The 16,080-nt window shown below is 62.7% G+C and carries 16 protein-coding genes; 14 read left to right on the forward strand and 2 right to left on the reverse strand.

Features of this window, described 5'->3' with window-relative positions; translation table 11 throughout:
- Positions 1 to 64 precede the first annotated feature (64 nt).
- Entirely contained in the window at positions 65 to 883 is an 819-nt protein-coding gene (locus IEY07_RS19115) for an SDR family oxidoreductase (protein ID WP_229670352.1), read from the forward strand.
- A 30-nt stretch (positions 884 to 913) separates the two neighbouring features.
- On the forward strand, positions 914 to 1,384 hold the full coding sequence (locus IEY07_RS19120) for a hypothetical protein (protein WP_188897001.1): 471 nt from the start codon (positions 914 to 916) through the stop codon (positions 1,382 to 1,384).
- A gap of 290 nt (positions 1,385 to 1,674) precedes the next feature.
- Here IEY07_RS19120 and IEY07_RS19125 read toward each other — a convergent pair whose 3' ends face one another.
- Positions 1,675 to 2,211 (reverse strand): VanZ family protein, encoded by a 537-nt coding sequence (locus tag IEY07_RS19125; RefSeq protein ID WP_188897002.1) that lies wholly within the window; start codon positions 2,209 to 2,211, stop codon positions 1,675 to 1,677.
- Positions 2,212 to 2,649: 438 nt separating this feature from the next.
- Between IEY07_RS19125 and IEY07_RS19130 the strand changes: the two genes are divergently transcribed.
- The gene (locus IEY07_RS19130; protein WP_188897003.1) at positions 2,650 to 3,477 is read left to right on the forward strand and encodes a phosphotransferase family protein; all 828 of its coding nucleotides are present in this window, start codon (positions 2,650 to 2,652) and stop codon (positions 3,475 to 3,477) included.
- A 250-nt stretch (positions 3,478 to 3,727) separates the two neighbouring features.
- The gene (locus IEY07_RS19135) at positions 3,728 to 4,219 is read left to right on the forward strand and encodes a GNAT family N-acetyltransferase (RefSeq protein ID WP_188897004.1); all 492 of its coding nucleotides are present in this window, start codon (positions 3,728 to 3,730) and stop codon (positions 4,217 to 4,219) included.
- A gap of 93 nt (positions 4,220 to 4,312) precedes the next feature.
- Here the strand turns inward: IEY07_RS19135 and IEY07_RS19140 are convergent, their stop codons facing one another.
- A complete protein-coding gene (locus IEY07_RS19140; protein WP_188897005.1) occupies positions 4,313 to 4,921 on the reverse strand; it encodes a P-loop nucleotide/nucleoside kinase family protein in 609 nt (202 codons plus the stop codon).
- Between the two features lie 139 nt (positions 4,922 to 5,060).
- Here IEY07_RS19140 and IEY07_RS19145 point away from each other — a divergent pair, with 139 nt between their 5' ends.
- The 10 genes from IEY07_RS19145 to IEY07_RS19190 all read left to right on the forward strand — a co-directional run bounded on the left by IEY07_RS19145 (position 5,061) and on the right by IEY07_RS19190 (position 15,262).
- The gene (locus IEY07_RS19145; RefSeq protein WP_188897006.1) at positions 5,061 to 5,591 is read left to right on the forward strand and encodes a GNAT family N-acetyltransferase; all 531 of its coding nucleotides are present in this window, start codon (positions 5,061 to 5,063) and stop codon (positions 5,589 to 5,591) included.
- A gap of 609 nt (positions 5,592 to 6,200) precedes the next feature.
- Entirely contained in the window at positions 6,201 to 7,070 is an 870-nt protein-coding gene (locus tag IEY07_RS19150) for a phosphotransferase (protein ID WP_188897007.1), read from the forward strand.
- 147 nt (positions 7,071 to 7,217) lie between these two features.
- Positions 7,218 to 7,616, forward strand: a complete 399-nt coding sequence (locus IEY07_RS24840; RefSeq protein WP_373288891.1) for an aminoglycoside phosphotransferase family protein — start codon at positions 7,218 to 7,220, stop codon at positions 7,614 to 7,616.
- The gene (locus IEY07_RS24845) at positions 7,576 to 7,878 is read left to right on the forward strand and encodes an HIT family protein (RefSeq protein WP_373288892.1); all 303 of its coding nucleotides are present in this window, start codon (positions 7,576 to 7,578) and stop codon (positions 7,876 to 7,878) included. The genes IEY07_RS24840 and IEY07_RS24845 overlap by 41 nt, the downstream gene beginning before the upstream one ends.
- Positions 7,879 to 8,517: 639 nt before the next feature.
- Complete coding sequence (locus IEY07_RS19165; RefSeq protein ID WP_188897009.1) at positions 8,518 to 9,690, forward strand: protein kinase family protein; 1,173 nt, start codon at positions 8,518 to 8,520, stop codon at positions 9,688 to 9,690.
- Positions 9,691 to 10,403: 713 nt separating this feature from the next.
- Positions 10,404 to 11,165 (forward strand): hypothetical protein, encoded by a 762-nt coding sequence (locus IEY07_RS19170; RefSeq protein WP_188897010.1) that lies wholly within the window; start codon positions 10,404 to 10,406, stop codon positions 11,163 to 11,165.
- 434 nt (positions 11,166 to 11,599) lie between these two features.
- Positions 11,600 to 11,992, forward strand: a complete 393-nt coding sequence (locus tag IEY07_RS24850; RefSeq protein ID WP_373288895.1) for a 2'-5' RNA ligase family protein — start codon at positions 11,600 to 11,602, stop codon at positions 11,990 to 11,992.
- A gap of 1,058 nt (positions 11,993 to 13,050) precedes the next feature.
- Positions 13,051 to 13,626, forward strand: a complete 576-nt coding sequence (locus tag IEY07_RS19180; RefSeq protein ID WP_229670342.1) for a recombinase family protein — start codon at positions 13,051 to 13,053, stop codon at positions 13,624 to 13,626.
- A gap of 323 nt (positions 13,627 to 13,949) precedes the next feature.
- Positions 13,950 to 14,327 (forward strand): class I SAM-dependent methyltransferase, encoded by a 378-nt coding sequence (locus IEY07_RS24855; protein ID WP_373288893.1) that lies wholly within the window; start codon positions 13,950 to 13,952, stop codon positions 14,325 to 14,327.
- Positions 14,328 to 14,914: 587 nt separating this feature from the next.
- Complete coding sequence (locus tag IEY07_RS19190) at positions 14,915 to 15,262, forward strand: hypothetical protein (protein WP_188897013.1); 348 nt, start codon at positions 14,915 to 14,917, stop codon at positions 15,260 to 15,262.
- Positions 15,263 to 16,080 lie beyond the last annotated feature (818 nt).

Here is a 16,080-nt window from a genome sequence, read left to right on the forward strand (position 1 = left end):
CGCGTAGTTTCTACGTGCATTGGAGCAGGCCATGTCCCTCGTTACCGTCAAGCCCACACTCGTCATGGGAGCCCGTGGCAGCATCGGCCGACACGTCCTCGATGAGCTGATTGCCCGGGGAGAACCCGTCCGCGCGTCCGCCCGGAAGCCGGAGGCGGGTCAGTTCCCAGAGAATGTCGACGTGTTCGCCGCCGATCTCACCGACCCGGCCAGCCTCACGGCCGCGTTCGAGGGCGTGGGCCACGTCTTCCTCTACGCCAACCACGACGGCGTCGCCGGTGTTATCGAGGCCGCGAAGCGGGCAGGTGTCGAAAAGATCGTCCTCATGTCCTCGGGCAGCATCATCCACCCGACATCGGCCGGAAACGCGATCACCGAAGAGCACCGTGAGATCGAAGATGCTTTTGCGGCCGCGACGGACCTGACGGTCGTTCCGATCCGGCCCCTGGTCCTGGCGACGAACACGCTTGGTTGGGCCTGGCCGATCAAAGCAGCCGGTACGGTGCCGCTTTACAAACCGGATGCTGTCACGGCGCCGATCCACGAGAAGGACATCGCCGCGGTTGCCGTCGCAGCTCTTCTCGGTGACGAGAACGTCAGCGGCATGCTCACCGGTCCCGACCGGATCAGCCAGCGTGACCAGGTCGCGGCCATCGGCGCCGCGATCGGCCGGGACCTTGCCGTCGTCGAACAGACCCGGGAGGAGGCGTCGACCAACCTCTCGAAGTTCATGCCCGAAAGTGAAGTGGAGGCCGTCCTGCAATTCCTCGATGACGCCGACGCCGGAAACTCACCGGCGACGAACACAGTCCGTGACGTTCTCGGCCGAGTACCTCTCGGGTTTGACGTCTGGGCGGTTGACCACGCACGCGACTTCAGCTGAGCTAACCGCATGACCGCCTACGACCCTGAGATGTGGCACGAACTATTCGTGATGACCGGCGGCGCCGCCGCCGCGCTGGCCGGACTGATCTTCGTCGCCGTGTCCCTGAACCACGAGGCGATCCTCGAGATCCCGGCGCTGCCGGCTCTCGCAGCCCGCACGCTCAGCATTCTGATCGGGCTTGTGCTCTTCTGCCTCGTGAGCCTGGCGCCTGCTCAACCGCGTGTGGTGCTGGGGATCGAGATCCTGGCCATCGGACTCGCGCTGACCGCGGTGGTCCTGGTGACCACGTTTCGGAACCTCCGCGGTGCCGACCAAACCCGGTGGAGAGTCAGCCTCGTGGGACTCGCGATCATCGGCTCCATCCCCGCAGTGGTTGCGGGTGCATCTCTCATCGCCGGAAAGGGAGGCGGCTTCTACTGGCTACTCACCGAGTTCGTCACCGGGATCGTCGTGGCCGTCTATTACGGCTGGATCCTCCTCATCGAAATCCGCCGATGACGAGTCACCAACTACGACGACGAAGGCATCACCGTCCGAACCATCCTCGACCTGCCTGCTCCGACCCGCGCTCGATAGCCGTTCGTTGGCCGACACATTGGCGGCTGCTCGCAAGCGTCCGGCGACGGGCAGACCCTCTGGGCACCCTCACCGGGCACGCTGGCCAGCGCGGATCCCACGGTCACAGGGGAATCGTTGACCGAGCGTCCGACCACGATCGGCATTGACGCACCGAAACAGCCAGTCCACTGCAAGCTCATCCAAGGCAAACCAGCCGGACGCGAGTCCCACTATTCCGATAGCACGCGGACCTTGCTGCGTGTAGCCAACTGCCGAGCGAGCAAGGTCGCCGCAGCCCCCGCGACACCCAAGAAGGCTCCGGCAGAGTTCGTCATCCAGTCAATAGAAGAACACGCCCTGGAGATGTACGGCTGCACGAATTCCACGCACGCAGACAAGGCGACCAGCCCGAGCCAAGTCAGCACGGGACGGCGGGTGACCAGTGACACGAAAAAGCCGGCCGGCACGTAAAGAATCACATTCGGCCAAGCATCTGCGATCCCTCCCGAAAACACTGCTGCCAGATCCCCGTCGAAGTCGACCAAGTTCTGCACGCACGCCGTCTTCGCCATCTGGATGCCCCCGTCAGGCCCCAGAGTCGCCCCAAGAATGCCGCCAACTGCCGCGACCGCGGGCCCGACCAACCACCAGGGCCGGACCGTGCGTCGGGAAATCAGCCTCGCGATCGGCACCGCAATAACCGCTATGACAGCCAGGGCAATCAAAGTCCCCGGTGTTTCCAAAAGGAGCCGTACGTCCCAGTACACGCGACCCTCCACAAGGTAGCCACCAGACGCTATCCGATCTCGTCACCGCCGACCGGAACCAACTCGCCATCAATTCACCTCGGCTGATGCCCGCAAGCCGTTCCCTTGCCCGATGGAGGTTCCTCTGCATACACCAAGATCACGATCGGGCATCGTCACCGTAGGAGGATCGACCACCGGGCATCTGCAGGGCTGAGTGCTGATGCCCGGTGAACAGGCGGCAGCAGGTCCCGTGACCGGGCCTTCGAGTAGGGGACCTCCACCGGGCACCCAGCAAGAATTGGTTGGCGACCCAACGTCCCCACTGACAAGGTAGGCGGCGTGACGGAACAAGCCGCGAGGATGCGACGATCCCTGAGCACTGACCAGGTGACAGCACTCGCGGCGAGACTCCTCGGTGACAAGCACGTACAGGTCGCGCCCGTGAAGACTCCCGGGATGGAGACGCGGTCGTTCCGGATCGCCGGCGGCAACAGGACTGGGTGCCTTCGCATCGGCTCCAACCTGCGCAGCTTCCACAAGGACGCCTGGGCCAAGACGACCTTCGGGAAGGTGCTGCCAGTGCCACAGGTCTGGGACTACGGAGAACTGCCCAACAGGTTGACCTACTGCCTCACCAGCTGGGCACCCGGAAGAACACTCCAAGACCTCACAGCCGATGAGATCAACCGAACCACACCGCTCGTGTTCGACGCCTGGACGCGGCTGCAGACTGACGCGATCGACACAACATCGGGCTTCGGTGACCTTGATCCCGACACTCTGGCCGGACCGTACACTTCCCACCACGACCGACTCCGGGCCGAACTCAACGATGCCCGAAAGTGGCCCACCACCTGGACCGAACCTCGCAGCAGCGCCGTCTCGGAATTGCTCGAGAGGTATGAAACCCTCATCGAGGCATGCCCGAACGACCGAGCTTTCATTCACGGCGACTGGGGAACCAACAACATCCTCGGCACAGCCGATCGCCTCACAGCAATCCTGGATTGGGAAGCAGCCGGCATCGGTGACCCCCTCCAAGACATCGCCGGACGGTTCTGGGCATTCTGGCCGCCGGTCTCGACCTGCGTCAGCGCCTTGGCCTCCTACGCCGACCAACAGCTCGGCACGCTGCCGAACTACAGGGAACGGGCACTCTGCTACGACCTCCAGACCGGCATAAGCGAAATCACCGAATGCCTTCAGGACGACGAACTCGACTTTGCTGAGCGATGCCTGGATCGATGTCTGGACCTACTCGGCGATTTCGATGACTCGGCCTGATAGACGTTCGCAGACCGACACCAGCTGCCTGCTGCCCCGAAGCCGACCGTCGACGAACATACCATCGGGCAGCCTCACTGGGCACCCGGCAGAGCGTGGAATCGTTGTGTCACAAGGGATCCTCCTACCGCGACGATGCCTGGTCGTGATCTTGGTGTCTCACTGGTGGAACGATCACCGGGCAGGAAGTGTCCGGGCTGGTCCGTAATCCATTGGCCAGCATCTCGCGGGAGCTCTAGCGTGCCGGGTAATGCCCGACCTCACCATCCGCATGGAGACGCCGTTTGATTACAGCGCGATTGCTGTGGTGACCCGGCTGGCGTTCGGTGGACGACAGATTGAAGTCGACATGATCGAAGCAATTCGTCACTCCGATGAGTACGTCCCTGGGCTGGCGTTCGTGGCGGAGGTGAGCGACGAGATCGTCGGGCATTGCATGCTGGGACGCAAGCGCCTCGCCGGAAAGCCCGCGCCTCCGGTTCTGGAGCTTGGGCCCCTCAGCGTTCACCCATCGTGGCAGCGTCAAGGGATTGGAAGTCGACTCGTCTTCGCGGCGCTGGAGGTCGCCCGTCAGCGCGGACGAGAGGACTTGGTTGTGCTTCTTGGTGAGCCGATGTACTACCCGCGGTTCGGCTTCCGGCCGGCCACGGAGTTCGGCATCAGTCCGGACTGGTCCGCGGCGATGGTCTTCCCGCTAGTCGACGACGTCTCGACCTACGACGGGACAGAGATCCCGCACTGACCGCCCGTTCACGGATCCGCTTGTGCTACAGAACTTGATCATGGTCGAGTCAGTCTGACGCTGCACCGCCGGAGGAACCGCTACCGGGGAGCGTCAAGACCGCCCGTTCGACGCCGCAAGCGGTACCTCGGGCCCGACTTCAGCTTGGTGCAGGCGTTCTAGGACCTGGTCGGCGGTTTGCGCTGTAGTCATCTGGCTGGTGTCGAGCCAGAGGCCGACGCGAGGAGTACGTTCCACCGCGTCTTTGAGAACTTCCGGGGTGAGGGTGGCGGTGTAGCCGCCTCCAGGGCGTTGGTTGTACCTGTCCCAGATCGCTTCGACCGAAGGATTGAGCATGACGAAGTGAATCAACCTCGCGGGGTGGGCGCTGATCGCAGATTCGATGAACCGGTGGGCTTCCTCCGCGAAGAGGTTGTCGCTGATGATCGCGTCGAAGCCAGCATCGCGGTAGAGGTTGGCGACGGCCAACGCAGCCTGATATCTCAACCGCAGTTGATCAAGCGCTCCGGCTGGCGGCGGGATGTCCATCGTGATCGATCCGGTGATGATCAGGCGCTGGATGAAGTCGCCATCTATGTGAATCGCTCGGTGCCGTCGGGCTGCGATCTCGCGTCCAATCGTGGTCTTGCCTGCAGCCGTGGGACCAGAGATGACGATGAGCAGGCCGACGCGGGATCGGTCGTCGGTCGTTGGGTGGGACATGGGACGCGATTCTGCCCCATCCGAAATATTCGGGCCTTCCGAAATCCTGCGTAGGCGGCCCAGTGATGGATCGTTTGTGGGAGGGCTTGCTGGGTGAAATGTGTTGCCGGAAGGGTGATGTGCTGGTCAGACTGAGCGGGTGCTGCCGTTCGAGACATCACGCCTGATGCTGCGCGACCCGCGGATCACAGATCTCCAGCCGCTCACTGAAATGTGGACCGACGCTGCGGTCGCCCAGTTCATGGACGACTACGGTCCGCGGGATCCGGCCGGTGTACAGGAATGGCTCACCCAGATCGTCCGAGCCCTTGAAGACTGTCCGGAGAGCAATCCAAGCTCGGTGCAGTTGACACTAGCCCGCAAGGACGACGCCGCCGTTGTTGGCTGGCTCGGACTCGGCGCGAGCAGCCGAGGCGTGGCGGATTGGGATTTCGGGTATGCCGTGCATCCCGCGCATCGCGGGAACGGCTATGCGGCCGAGGCGTTGGCCGGAGCGGTCGACGGCTGCCGCCGGCGGTTCGGAATCGAAACCTTCTGGGGCGAGTGCCACCGGGCCAACGCTGCCTCCGCACGGGTCATGACGAGGGCGGGTTTCTCGGAGATCGCGTCGAGTGATGACGGGAACCGGCGGTTCGTGTTGGGATCGTCCACAGCTCTGGCTTCTGCGTAAATCTCTTCTGGTTCGGCCGCCGAGCTGCCCGGTGCACGATCCGCTTGTGCAGAACTTGATCATGGTCGAGTCAGTCTTAGGCTGCACCGCCGGACGAACGGCTAGCGGGCAGGCTGCTGCTGCAGATGGCCGTGTGGCGACATCGAAAGCTTATGGTTGAGGTCGATCTGGCTTGGTGGATCAGCGTGTGGCGAGATCGACCTGCTTGTTCGTGGGCTCAATGTTCAGACTGTTGCATGTGATTTGGGCGGCCCTTGACGCTGAAAACTGGCCGCTGCTGTTGGTGATCGTTTGCTAGGGTCGGTGGCGTGATGCGTTCTCCCGGCGTCAGAGGCACGCGCTGACCTTGTGCCAGTAGGCGTGCCAGCCTTCTAGATTCTGCCCGGTCGACAGACCGGAAGCGGTCAGCGCGGTTGTCTGCGTCCTTGTCCCTTTCTGTCATGGAGATCGCTTCACGATGTTTCTCGTTCTGTTGACTTGCCACGCCGTCCCAGTCGGTTCAGAGACTTCGAGCCGTACTGGGAGTCCGGACGCTTCCCCGCCCATTGCGCGCCGTGCCACACGCGCCGTACTTACGGCGAACCATGCGCGCACCGGAAATGCATAGGGATGGAGCCGCCACAGGCACAGCGCGCGCTGCTCGCAGCGACATCAACCGCATCGGCTCTTGGCCTGGCGGTCGATGAGGCCGTCATTCTCAACGACTCCAACCGTATGGTCGTCCGCCTGATGCCGTGCGACACCGTCGTACGAGTTACCCCGACGACACATCACGCGGGCCATCAGGTGAGCCCAGAGCGTGAGGTAGAAGTTGTCCGGCGGCTCAGGCAGATGGACAGCCCGGTCGCCGGGCTCGACACTCGAGTGGAGCCACGTGTCGTCGAGCGTGATGGCTTGAAGATCGCGTTCTGGACCTACTACGAACGGGCGCAGTCATCGCCCATTCCACCAGCCGACTATGCCCGCGCACTCGGACGTCTTCATGCCGACCTACGGCACACCGAAGTCGCCACGGCTCACGTCATGGACCGCGTCGCCGCCGTGCAAAACGATGTCGCCAGCCACGACCTCACTCCGGATCTGACAAGTGCGGACCGACACTTCCTGGCCAGCATGCTGCGCGATCTGAGTGGATCGATCGCTGGCCAGCACCCTCCTGAGCAGTTGCTGCATGGCGAGCCGCACTCGATGAACGTGCTTGGCACCGAGAAAGGGCCATTGTTCATCGACTTTGAGAACACCGCCCGAGGGCCGGTCGAGTACGACCTTGCCTGGACGCCCACAGAAGTGAGCGACTGTTATCCGGGAGCCGATGAGGATCTCGTTGGTGAGTGCCGAGGTCTGGTGTTGGCAATGGTTGCAGCGTATCGGTGGCGCAGCGACGACCAGCACCCGAGCGGCAGAGAATCAGGCCTCGCCTTCGTGAACGTTCTGCGAGCCGGTCCGCCATGGCCAGCTCTCGATGATGTCTTCTGGTAACACTCAGCAGCCTCGATCGCCGAGTTTGGGCGATGCGGTTCAGCAGTCGGAAGCGGAAAGGTCTTACGTCAGTTGATCAAAATCCCTGAGGTGCTCCGAAATCACGCGGTCGCAGCGGGTGCCGAAAGTTGGCTTGCTGATCTTCCCATGCTCGTGCACCACGTCGAACAGCAATGGGATATCGCCGTCGGTCGACCGCTCGCAGGTGCCACCGAAGCCTACGTCGCGGAGGCGACGACCAGCGCTGGGCAACCGGTCATATTGAAGGTGCTTCTTCCACTGAGCGGGAGAATGGGACGTCACGAGGTCACTGCCCTGCGCCTGGCTGACGGGCAAGGGTGCGTCGCACTGCTCCGCGACGCCCCCGACCTCGGCGCGCTCCTGCTCGAGCGGCTAGGTCCGCCCCTGTTCGCGCTGGGCGTGCCGATCGTTCGCCGTCACGAGATCCTGTGCGATACAGCAGCGAGGATGTGGCGACCGGCGCCTGATTGTGGACTCCCGACCGGTGCGATTCATCCCGGACCTGCACGCAGTGTCGGAAAGTGAGTGCGGGCCGGTGCTCCATATGGTCGGCCGGGTGTCTGCTGCTATTACTGGCGCGTTCGATGTGACTGGCACGACGGTCGTGGAGAACAACGGCCATCCTGGCCAATCCGTAAGGCATCTACATTTCCATGTGATCCCGCGGTGGGAGGGAGACGGCTATCCGAGGCGGTCGGAGACGCCCGAGTTAGACACCGTGTTGGTCAAACAGGCCGATCGGTTGGCCGCAGAGTTGGGCTCGCCGACAACAGGTCCAACTCGGTAAGTCGGACCCCAGCAGGCGCCGTACCTGGGGCACCAAGATCACAACTCGACGTCGTCGCCACATGAGGATGTCTTGCGGCGACGATGCATGGTCGTGATCTTGGTGTCCGTAGGGAACGGTCACCGGGCAGGGAACGATGGCCGTGCCGAAAATCAGCGGCGCATATCGGCGTTTTCGACCCTGTCTCGATAGTCAAGACGGGTGATTTGGTTCAGGAGTTGGTGGGCCCAGGCAGGGTTCCTTACGGGTTTGTACTGGCTTCGGAAGCGGTTGGGTTCGTTGACTTCGGATGCACCATTGATCGCGCTGCTCTTCGCCCATGCTCGATGACAAACAGCTTGCGGTGACTGGGTTGATCCCAGGTAGCCCTGGGTTCGGCCATTCTCCTCCGCCCTCCGTCAGGGATAGGAGTCTGGCATCCTCGGCCGAGCCGCCGACCGTTGCCAGGTCGGAACCCGCCTGCTGTCTCCCAGGCACTGAGTCACGTGCACGCCCATCTATCAAGAGGACTCGCGCCCCTGATGGCGAAGACTACGACGTCGTCACGCAGACGTCTTGATCGGACCCGGCCGATAGTCTTGGAGCATGGGCGGGAATTCCGGCGACAACCGGCGCAGCGTCGAGAGCTGGGCCTGATCGGTGGCCACTCCCAACGAGTTGATGCTTACAGACCTGAAGGCCAGGTACGAGGAGCAGCCGAGCTCTGTGACCTTCGACCGGCTGTACACGGACGACGCCGAGTTCGGGCACATGTTCAGCGTCCTCCAAAAGCAACTCAACGAGCACTTCGAGAGCATCAACGGCAGGGCGCGAACCACCAGGCACTACTGGGCCGACTCCAGCCGGGAGTTCCTCGCGCTGATCGATGACATCAACAAGGACCTCTATAGTCTCAAGCGGGCAGGCATCGACGTTACTCTCGATCCGCGCTACCAGGACGGGATCGAGCGGTGCCAGCCGTGGCTCTCGTACAGCGGTGGGAGTGCCGTCCCGGAGGACTTCGTCGAGGTCGAGATCATCAAGTACGAGGCGGTGTTCACCCGGCCGACGGAGATCGTCGTCCTCGCCAGCCAGCCCGAGAGGGTCAAGCTGAAGATGGTCGGCTCGGGCTCCTACGCCAACGTGTACTCCTACGTCGACCCCGAGTACGGCATCAGGTTCGCGGTGAAGCGCGCGAAGCGAGGCATCTCGGAGCGCGACCTGGCCAGGTTCAGGCGAGAGTTTGAGATCATGGAGCGTCTAAGCTTCCCATACATCGTCGAGGTCTACCGATACGACGAGCACCGCAACGAGTACCGCATGGAGTTCTGCAACGACACGCTCCGGGCCCACATCAGCAAACGCAACGCAGCGCTGAAGTTCTCCACGAGGAAGCGCATCGCGCTGCAGTTCCTCTACGGCCTGAACTACATCCACAGCGCAGGCGTCCTGCACCGCGACATCAGCCTCCAGAACGTCCTCGTGAAGACCTACCCGAGCGGGGCGGTCATTGTGAAGCTTTCGGACTTCGGACTCTCCAAGGAGGCGGATTCGGACTTCACCCTCACCCAGACCGAGCTCAAGGGCACGATCCGCGACCCGCAACTCGAGAGCCTTAAAGCTTACAGCACCGTTAACGAGATCTACTCGATCGGCTGGGTGCTTCACTTCATCTTCACCGGAAGGGAGTCGCTCTCGCACGGTAGCGACACCGTCACCGGCATCGTGAAGCGGTGCACCGATCAGGACCCTGCCGGGAGATACCCGACGGTCCTGGAGCTGATCGCCGACGTGGAGACCCTTGAGCCGGGCCCGACGGACGCACCGGCATGACGGAGTCCTACCGGAACCGCGCTGCTGAGCCCGGCGTGGCCGCTGGCTCTCGACGGCGGTGAGCCTCGATCTCTCACGGTTCAGTCCCTCTTGTGCGAGCCTGCCGCGAGCGTCGCCAGGTACCGCTCGGCGACGCGGCTTCCGAATGGCCGAGGCCTTCCGTAGAGCCACTCAACCAGCAGTGCCGTCAACGATGCAGCAGCCCCGGGCGCAGGATCCACGCCCAACCCGGCGAACCCGGGACTGCTCGCTCCGATAGCAGCGAAAATGCCCCCGCTGACCACAGTGTCCCTGAACGACGCTCGCGGTACCTGCCTCCCGCAGGCAGACAGCTGGGTCCCGCATCGCTTCTTCGAAGGACGCGATGGCGAGGCATTCTGTCTGCCCCGACCTCGTGTCGTCGTCGAGTCGATCCAACCCGAAGCGAACGCTCGAGGCGAATGCCTCGAATGCATCCCCGCGTCGGATCGCGAGGGCATCGGCCACCGAGAGCCTCGCCGCGTCCAGATCCGGAACTTCGCCGAGGGCGAGTCGGCTCAAGTGCCACCCAGAGGGTGCGGCAGCAGTCGGAAAAGCTCCGTCAACGCGGTGATCCCGCGCCGCCTCCCCCGGACTGAGTTCTGGCAGGGAGTAGAACGGCTGCCCGGTCGAGGATGGCAACCGGTCCGGCGGAGGAGGCAGGCGGCGTCGGTTGTCTCGGCCATACTCGCTGCATGCGACTGACCAGCGAAGGACCAGATGTGCCCGACGAGGTGTCCGCGGCGATGCAGCGGGGCCTCAACGCTGCCGGGCAGAGCGATGCGCTGGTAGTAGTCACGGACGACTTCGTTGGTGCGATCCGACGAATGGATCCCGACAGCAAGGATTACGAAGCGGAACGAGGGTCAGGAGTCGTCGCTGCCCGCACAGTCTCGACGCGCAGCTGTGAACCGGTGATTGTCATCAATGCTGCGATCGCGCTCGGCGGGGATCGCAGCGCGGATGATGTCGAACGACTCTTGGCCCACGAGGCTGGCCACGTCTCGCTTCACGGTCGGTGCGAAGCGGTGAGCCTTCAGTCGTTCGGGAAGGCCCACCCGCAGTTGGTCGCCACACTTCACGGGATCGCCCAAGTAGCCATCGAAGAACTCCGTATTGAGCGCCAGTTGGCGACTCTTGGCTATCCGATGGCCGAACGTGCTGACATCGAGTCGCTCGAGGGCCAGCTGTTCGAACTGTCCGCCACAATCTTCGATGCGTTGTGGACCCCCGACATTTCGCCTCGTCTGTTGGCGGAGAAGGTCCTCAGCGGCATGCACGGTTTCACCGTGACCCTCGCCTACCTCGCCGGCTGGGAGGTCGGGTACGGCCGCGACTCGTTCACGCCGACGCAGCTTTCTACGTTCGGCCAACACCACTGGCAGGAACTCGTGGGCGATAGCTGGGCGGCCCGCCTTGCTTTGTACCGTTCGATCCCGCCCGCAGATGCTCCATAAGCACCCAACCAACGCACCGACGACCTTCGAGCTGCGGTCGACATCGAACGCCAGCTTCTGCGTAACCTGGGATTCAGTGTGACCATGGATGCGGCTAACGGAGAGTCCTTCACGCGAACGGCAAGTGACGAACTGCTTACCGCCCGATGGGGAGTCCTCGCAACGGAAGCTGATCGACGCGGAGGTTTCGCGTAAAGAACGGGAGTCCCTGGCGCGAACCTCCGAATCCCGGACAAGGATCCGATTGTGGAATCGGAACTTGATCAAGGACGCGTCAGCCGGGGGAGAGTCGTACCGATGGATGAAGGCTCAGCGGCCGGCTGCTCAGTCGATAGCCTGCGGGTGTGCTAGCCGAGTTGGTCGTGATTGTCCCGTTGGCCTCAATGAGCGTGGGGGAAGAGTTCGAATCTGGCGCTGGAGCGATACCGCTGCATATGACAGTGCTGACGAAAGTGCGCGTTCCCCGGGATCAGTCGGTAGTGGCCGCGGTGCGCGCCATCGCGGCTACCACCGCACCGTTTAACGTCGTGGCTAGCGGTCGGGCAGGATTTGGTCACGAGGGCACTGTGCAGGTGACGACCGTTGAGATGTCAGATCCGCTGCGCCGACTGCATTTGCGTCTTCTCGATGATGTGCGCCGAGCGGGCGCAGATCCGGTCCAGCTCGCATATAACGGTGATGGGTACCGCCCGCATGTCAGCGACACCCGTGACGGGCAGCTGATCAGCCCAGGCGAGCGGCTGGCGCTGACGACGCTGGCGATCCTCGACTGCTCCCGACCGACCCGGCGGCTGGCGGACAAGGTGGCATTGTCGGGCACAGCATAGGAACTGCTCAGGCTGTGCTGCCCGCTGGAGGATCCTCTGCAGACATGATGCGGATCCGTGTTCGTGGTCGTTCGCCAGGGAGCGGTCGCTGCGCAGAGAATATTCACGGGGCAGAGACCTGTGGCGCATCTCGGCGTTGCCGGCGTTCGTGGGTTGATTATCGGGTGATTCCGTTGAGGATTGGTAGGCCTGGGTGCGGGTTCCGCCGGGCAGGTCGATTGGCCCGTCGATTCGGCCGGTTACTGCTGGCGCACCGAGTAGTTCGCCGTCGGGTGGATCGCCGATCACGATCGCCAGCCAGTTCCTGGGGTATGGCTGCTTGGATAGCCGCGCGGTCATCGCGATGTAGGTCGTCTCGTCGGCTCCGGTCAGGAACACCTGTACGTCGAAGTACCCGGCGGGGTCTGGGACGACCGCTGCTGTGGCGGGTTGGGTCACGATCAGCCCGTGGGTGACGGTGAGGCAGCTTGCCCCGATGTCCGACGACACACGACGGGGCGATGCGCGGTGGCATCGACCGGTGCTGACTTTGATTACGGGGAGGAATTCCAGCCGGGCGTCGCCGGTCGTGTTGACGGGACGTCGGGGCGTTGACTCCGGTGGTGCGGATCCGACGACGAGGCTGCTGACGATGACGACGACTATCAGCAGCGCGGCGATGAGTCGCCAGGACCACTGCCGAGAATTCACGACAACAAGCTAGTCGAAAGCAAGTTAGTCGAAGCGACCTGATGTCGTTCGGGGTTGCTACTGGTCACATGTCCGATCCGGGCCAAGTGGCTTTGCCGCCGCTCGGCCTCGGGTCTCCGCAGAGATCCAGAGTTCCCGGTTAGCGATCCCTGGACATCGGTTCTGTTGCCTGAATTGTCACGTTGAACCGATGGGTTCGCGGGTCGTGGGTTCGATGTGATGGGCAGCATCGTGTTGCTCCCCGGTGGTGTCTGTCGCCGGGTTCCTCGGGAGGGCTGAGTGATGACGGAATTACTGGTCGGCTATGCGCGGGTGTCGACCGAGGAGCAAGACCTGACGGTGCAGCGGGACGGCTGGAACGTCTGGGTGTGAATCCGGAACGGATCTACGTCGATCATGGATTGACTGGGACGAATCGGGACCGGCCAGGGCTGCGGGAAGCGATGGCCGCCTGCCGGTCGGGTGACACGTTGGTGGTGACGAAACTGGACAGGCTTGCCCGGTCGGTGCCGGATGCTCGAGCGATCGGGGAGGAGCTGACGACGGCTGGGGTGCGGTTGAGCCTTGGTGGTTCGGTCTACGACCCCAATGATGCGATCGGTCGGCTGTTGTTCAACGTGTTGGCGATGGTGGCGGAGTTCGAAGCCGATCTGATCCGGATGCGGACGGTTGAAGGGATGCGGGTCGCCAAGGCGAAGGGTCACCTGCGTGGGAAGTTGCCGAAGCTGAGTGTTCGGCAGGAAGCACATCTTGTAGAACTGTTGGAGTCGGGCCGGTACAGCACCGGTGAGGTGGCGGAGTTGTTCGGTGTTGCGAGGTCGACGGTCTACCGGGCTCAGCAGCGAGCGAGAGTGAAGGCGGCGCCGTTGGCGAAGGTCAGCAGTGGTCCTACCGTGGCTGCGGCGACTCCTGATCGTCGGCCGCGGCATGCGATTGGGCGGTGAGGTTCTGGTGCCCGGTAAGGCTGCCCGGATGGTGCCCGCGAAGGCATGAAACCGGGCAGCCTGCCTCAGGACCCAAGAGGAACGATCACCGGGCAGCGAACCCCAACCTGTGCCGCGCCGTCGATCGAGTCGGCGTGGGCGATCTTAGTTCAGATCCTCGGGCTCGATCCTTTGGCGTTGTTGCCGACGAGTATGACCGGTGGCGTCCCAGTTACCCTTTGGCCGCGGTCGACTGGCTTGTCTCGTCCACCGGCGCGGGTAGCTGACGTCGGGGCCGGGACGGGAAAGTTGACGGCCCTGCACTGTAGCCCGAGGGGCTGATAGTGGAAGCGGTCGAACCTGATGCTCGAATGCTTGCCGTCCTGACCCACAATGTTCCGGCCGCGCGACCATACTGGTCTGACTCGACTGTCATTCCGGTGGAGGACGGATCGCTGGATGCCGTCCTGGTTGCTGACGCGTGGCACTGGTTCGAACCGGAGGAGACGATCGCCGCGCTGCGTCGCGTGCTCAGGCCCGGTGGTCGGCTGGGCTTGGTATATGAGCGTCAGCGCGGAGCCGGTGGACCCCTGGGAGATCGAACTGGCCGGGGCGTGGGCAGCATCTTCTACTGGGTCTGTTCGCCGAAGGTCCAAGTCCTAGTGCGAGTCGTCCAACGACAAGACCGCTTCTGCCGAGCGGGCGGGTCGGCATTCCCGTAGCGTAAGCAGTGGCGCTTGGTGGACAGCGCGGGTGGCCGATGATTAATCGTCCGGGAACTGCCCGGTGATGGGACCTTCCCCCGCAATGAGCCGCAATGAGCCGCCATCGCCGCCGAACTGCCAGGTGCCCGGGATCGATCCGGGCGCGACACTAATTCGACGCTTGGCTGCCAGTGAACCCGCCCGTTGGTCTGCCCGTGACCGGCTCGACGCGGGCATCAGCCGACCGTATCGGTCGTAGAACCATTCGCGGTCGGGTGTGTCGGCTGGTTGCCGATGGCTCGACCTGGCACAGGGCAGCGGTCTTGTGATCGAGGGGCCCGGCGGGCATGTACATCGACCGCGGTACGTGCCAATCATCCCTAGGGATGATTCTCAGGGGGTCTGGCAGCTGGGGCTATTCATTCAATCGGCTGTGTCATAGATTTCTATGTGTGCGGTACAAATGATCGCCGCGGCGCTGTTGGCGTCGACGACGGTACGCTCGTCTTTCGTTGAAGATGTCGTCTGTCAATATGTGGCCTCAGCTCCCGGCGTTTACGGGACGGGTCGATTATTTCAGGAGCTTATAGTCTAAGGAGACTCTAATGAGCGCAAGAATAGGTTTGCGCATTGCAGCCGGCCCTGGAATTCTGGGCTTCTTGTGCGCGGGTGGTGCCGGTCTGATCAATGCGTCAGCGGATCCCGTGAAGCCGCTGGTGTTTGTGGGTTGTACTGGGAAGATCGTGAATGTGTTTGGACCAGGAAATCAATCGACCGCCCAGTGCACTGACCAGAAGGGTTACACGCAAATCCGCGCCATCGCGGAGTGTAAGTCGCACAATTTTGCTTATGGGGCATGGGTCGCGGATAATTGGTCGCTCAGCCAGACCAATACCTGTTACACTGGAGTAATGGGTTCGTGGGGCTCCGGCTACTACTACCAGGCCCGTTGATAAGATCGGTAGACTGTGGATCTCCGAGGTGACGGTGTTAAATGTGAACACTGAGCGACGTGGCAAGAGGTTACTGATTGTCGTGGTCCTGGCTTCGTTGTTATATGCAGGAGTCTTGCTCACGGCGTTCACAACTGTTCTCAGCAGCAGTCCTGTAGTCACGATTCCGGAGCGAGTCCTGGGTCTACCTATTTCCGATAAGTCAGACGCCACTTCGGTTGCTCAGTTGTTTCTGCGCTTGGTCGCCGAGAGAAAATTAAACCTGGCGTGTACTCAAGTGTTAGCCGCTGGACTGGTGAACCCTTGCATGGATGACCTCCAGGGTCGCGACTTTACATCGGTGTTCCGGATCGGCGATTCGATTCGAGTCGTGGATGCTTCTATGGACGGGTCCACCGCGATCGTAGATGCGGATGATACGCGGCCAGTGATGAAAGGGGCCTTCTCACTTGGACTGCAACAATTCGATCGACGATGGCTCGTTGAGAGTTTCGATGGAACGAGGATCACCGGATCGCCCTAGGTAATTGAACGTCATACTGGCTCTAGGCCAAGGTCTGCCCAATGAGCCGTAGCCCACCACCACGGTCGCGATACCTGTCAGCGGATGTGATGGAACTCGCCTGCCGAGACAAACGCGGTCCGCTCGTGGCACTGTCCGGTCAGGGATCCTCTTGCGATGCCCGCCTCGGTCTGGATACTTCTCGATTTTCGTCATACATTAATTGCATGGATGCTGGCGAGACCATCAACGGGAAACCCGTCACCGAAGAGCAGATCGCTGCCTGGGCTGCCGAAGCGGAGGCAGGCTACGACGT

This window comes from Microlunatus endophyticus, from assembly GCF_014646195.1.
Classification (GTDB): Bacteria; Actinomycetota; Actinomycetes; order Propionibacteriales; family Propionibacteriaceae; genus Microlunatus; species Microlunatus endophyticus.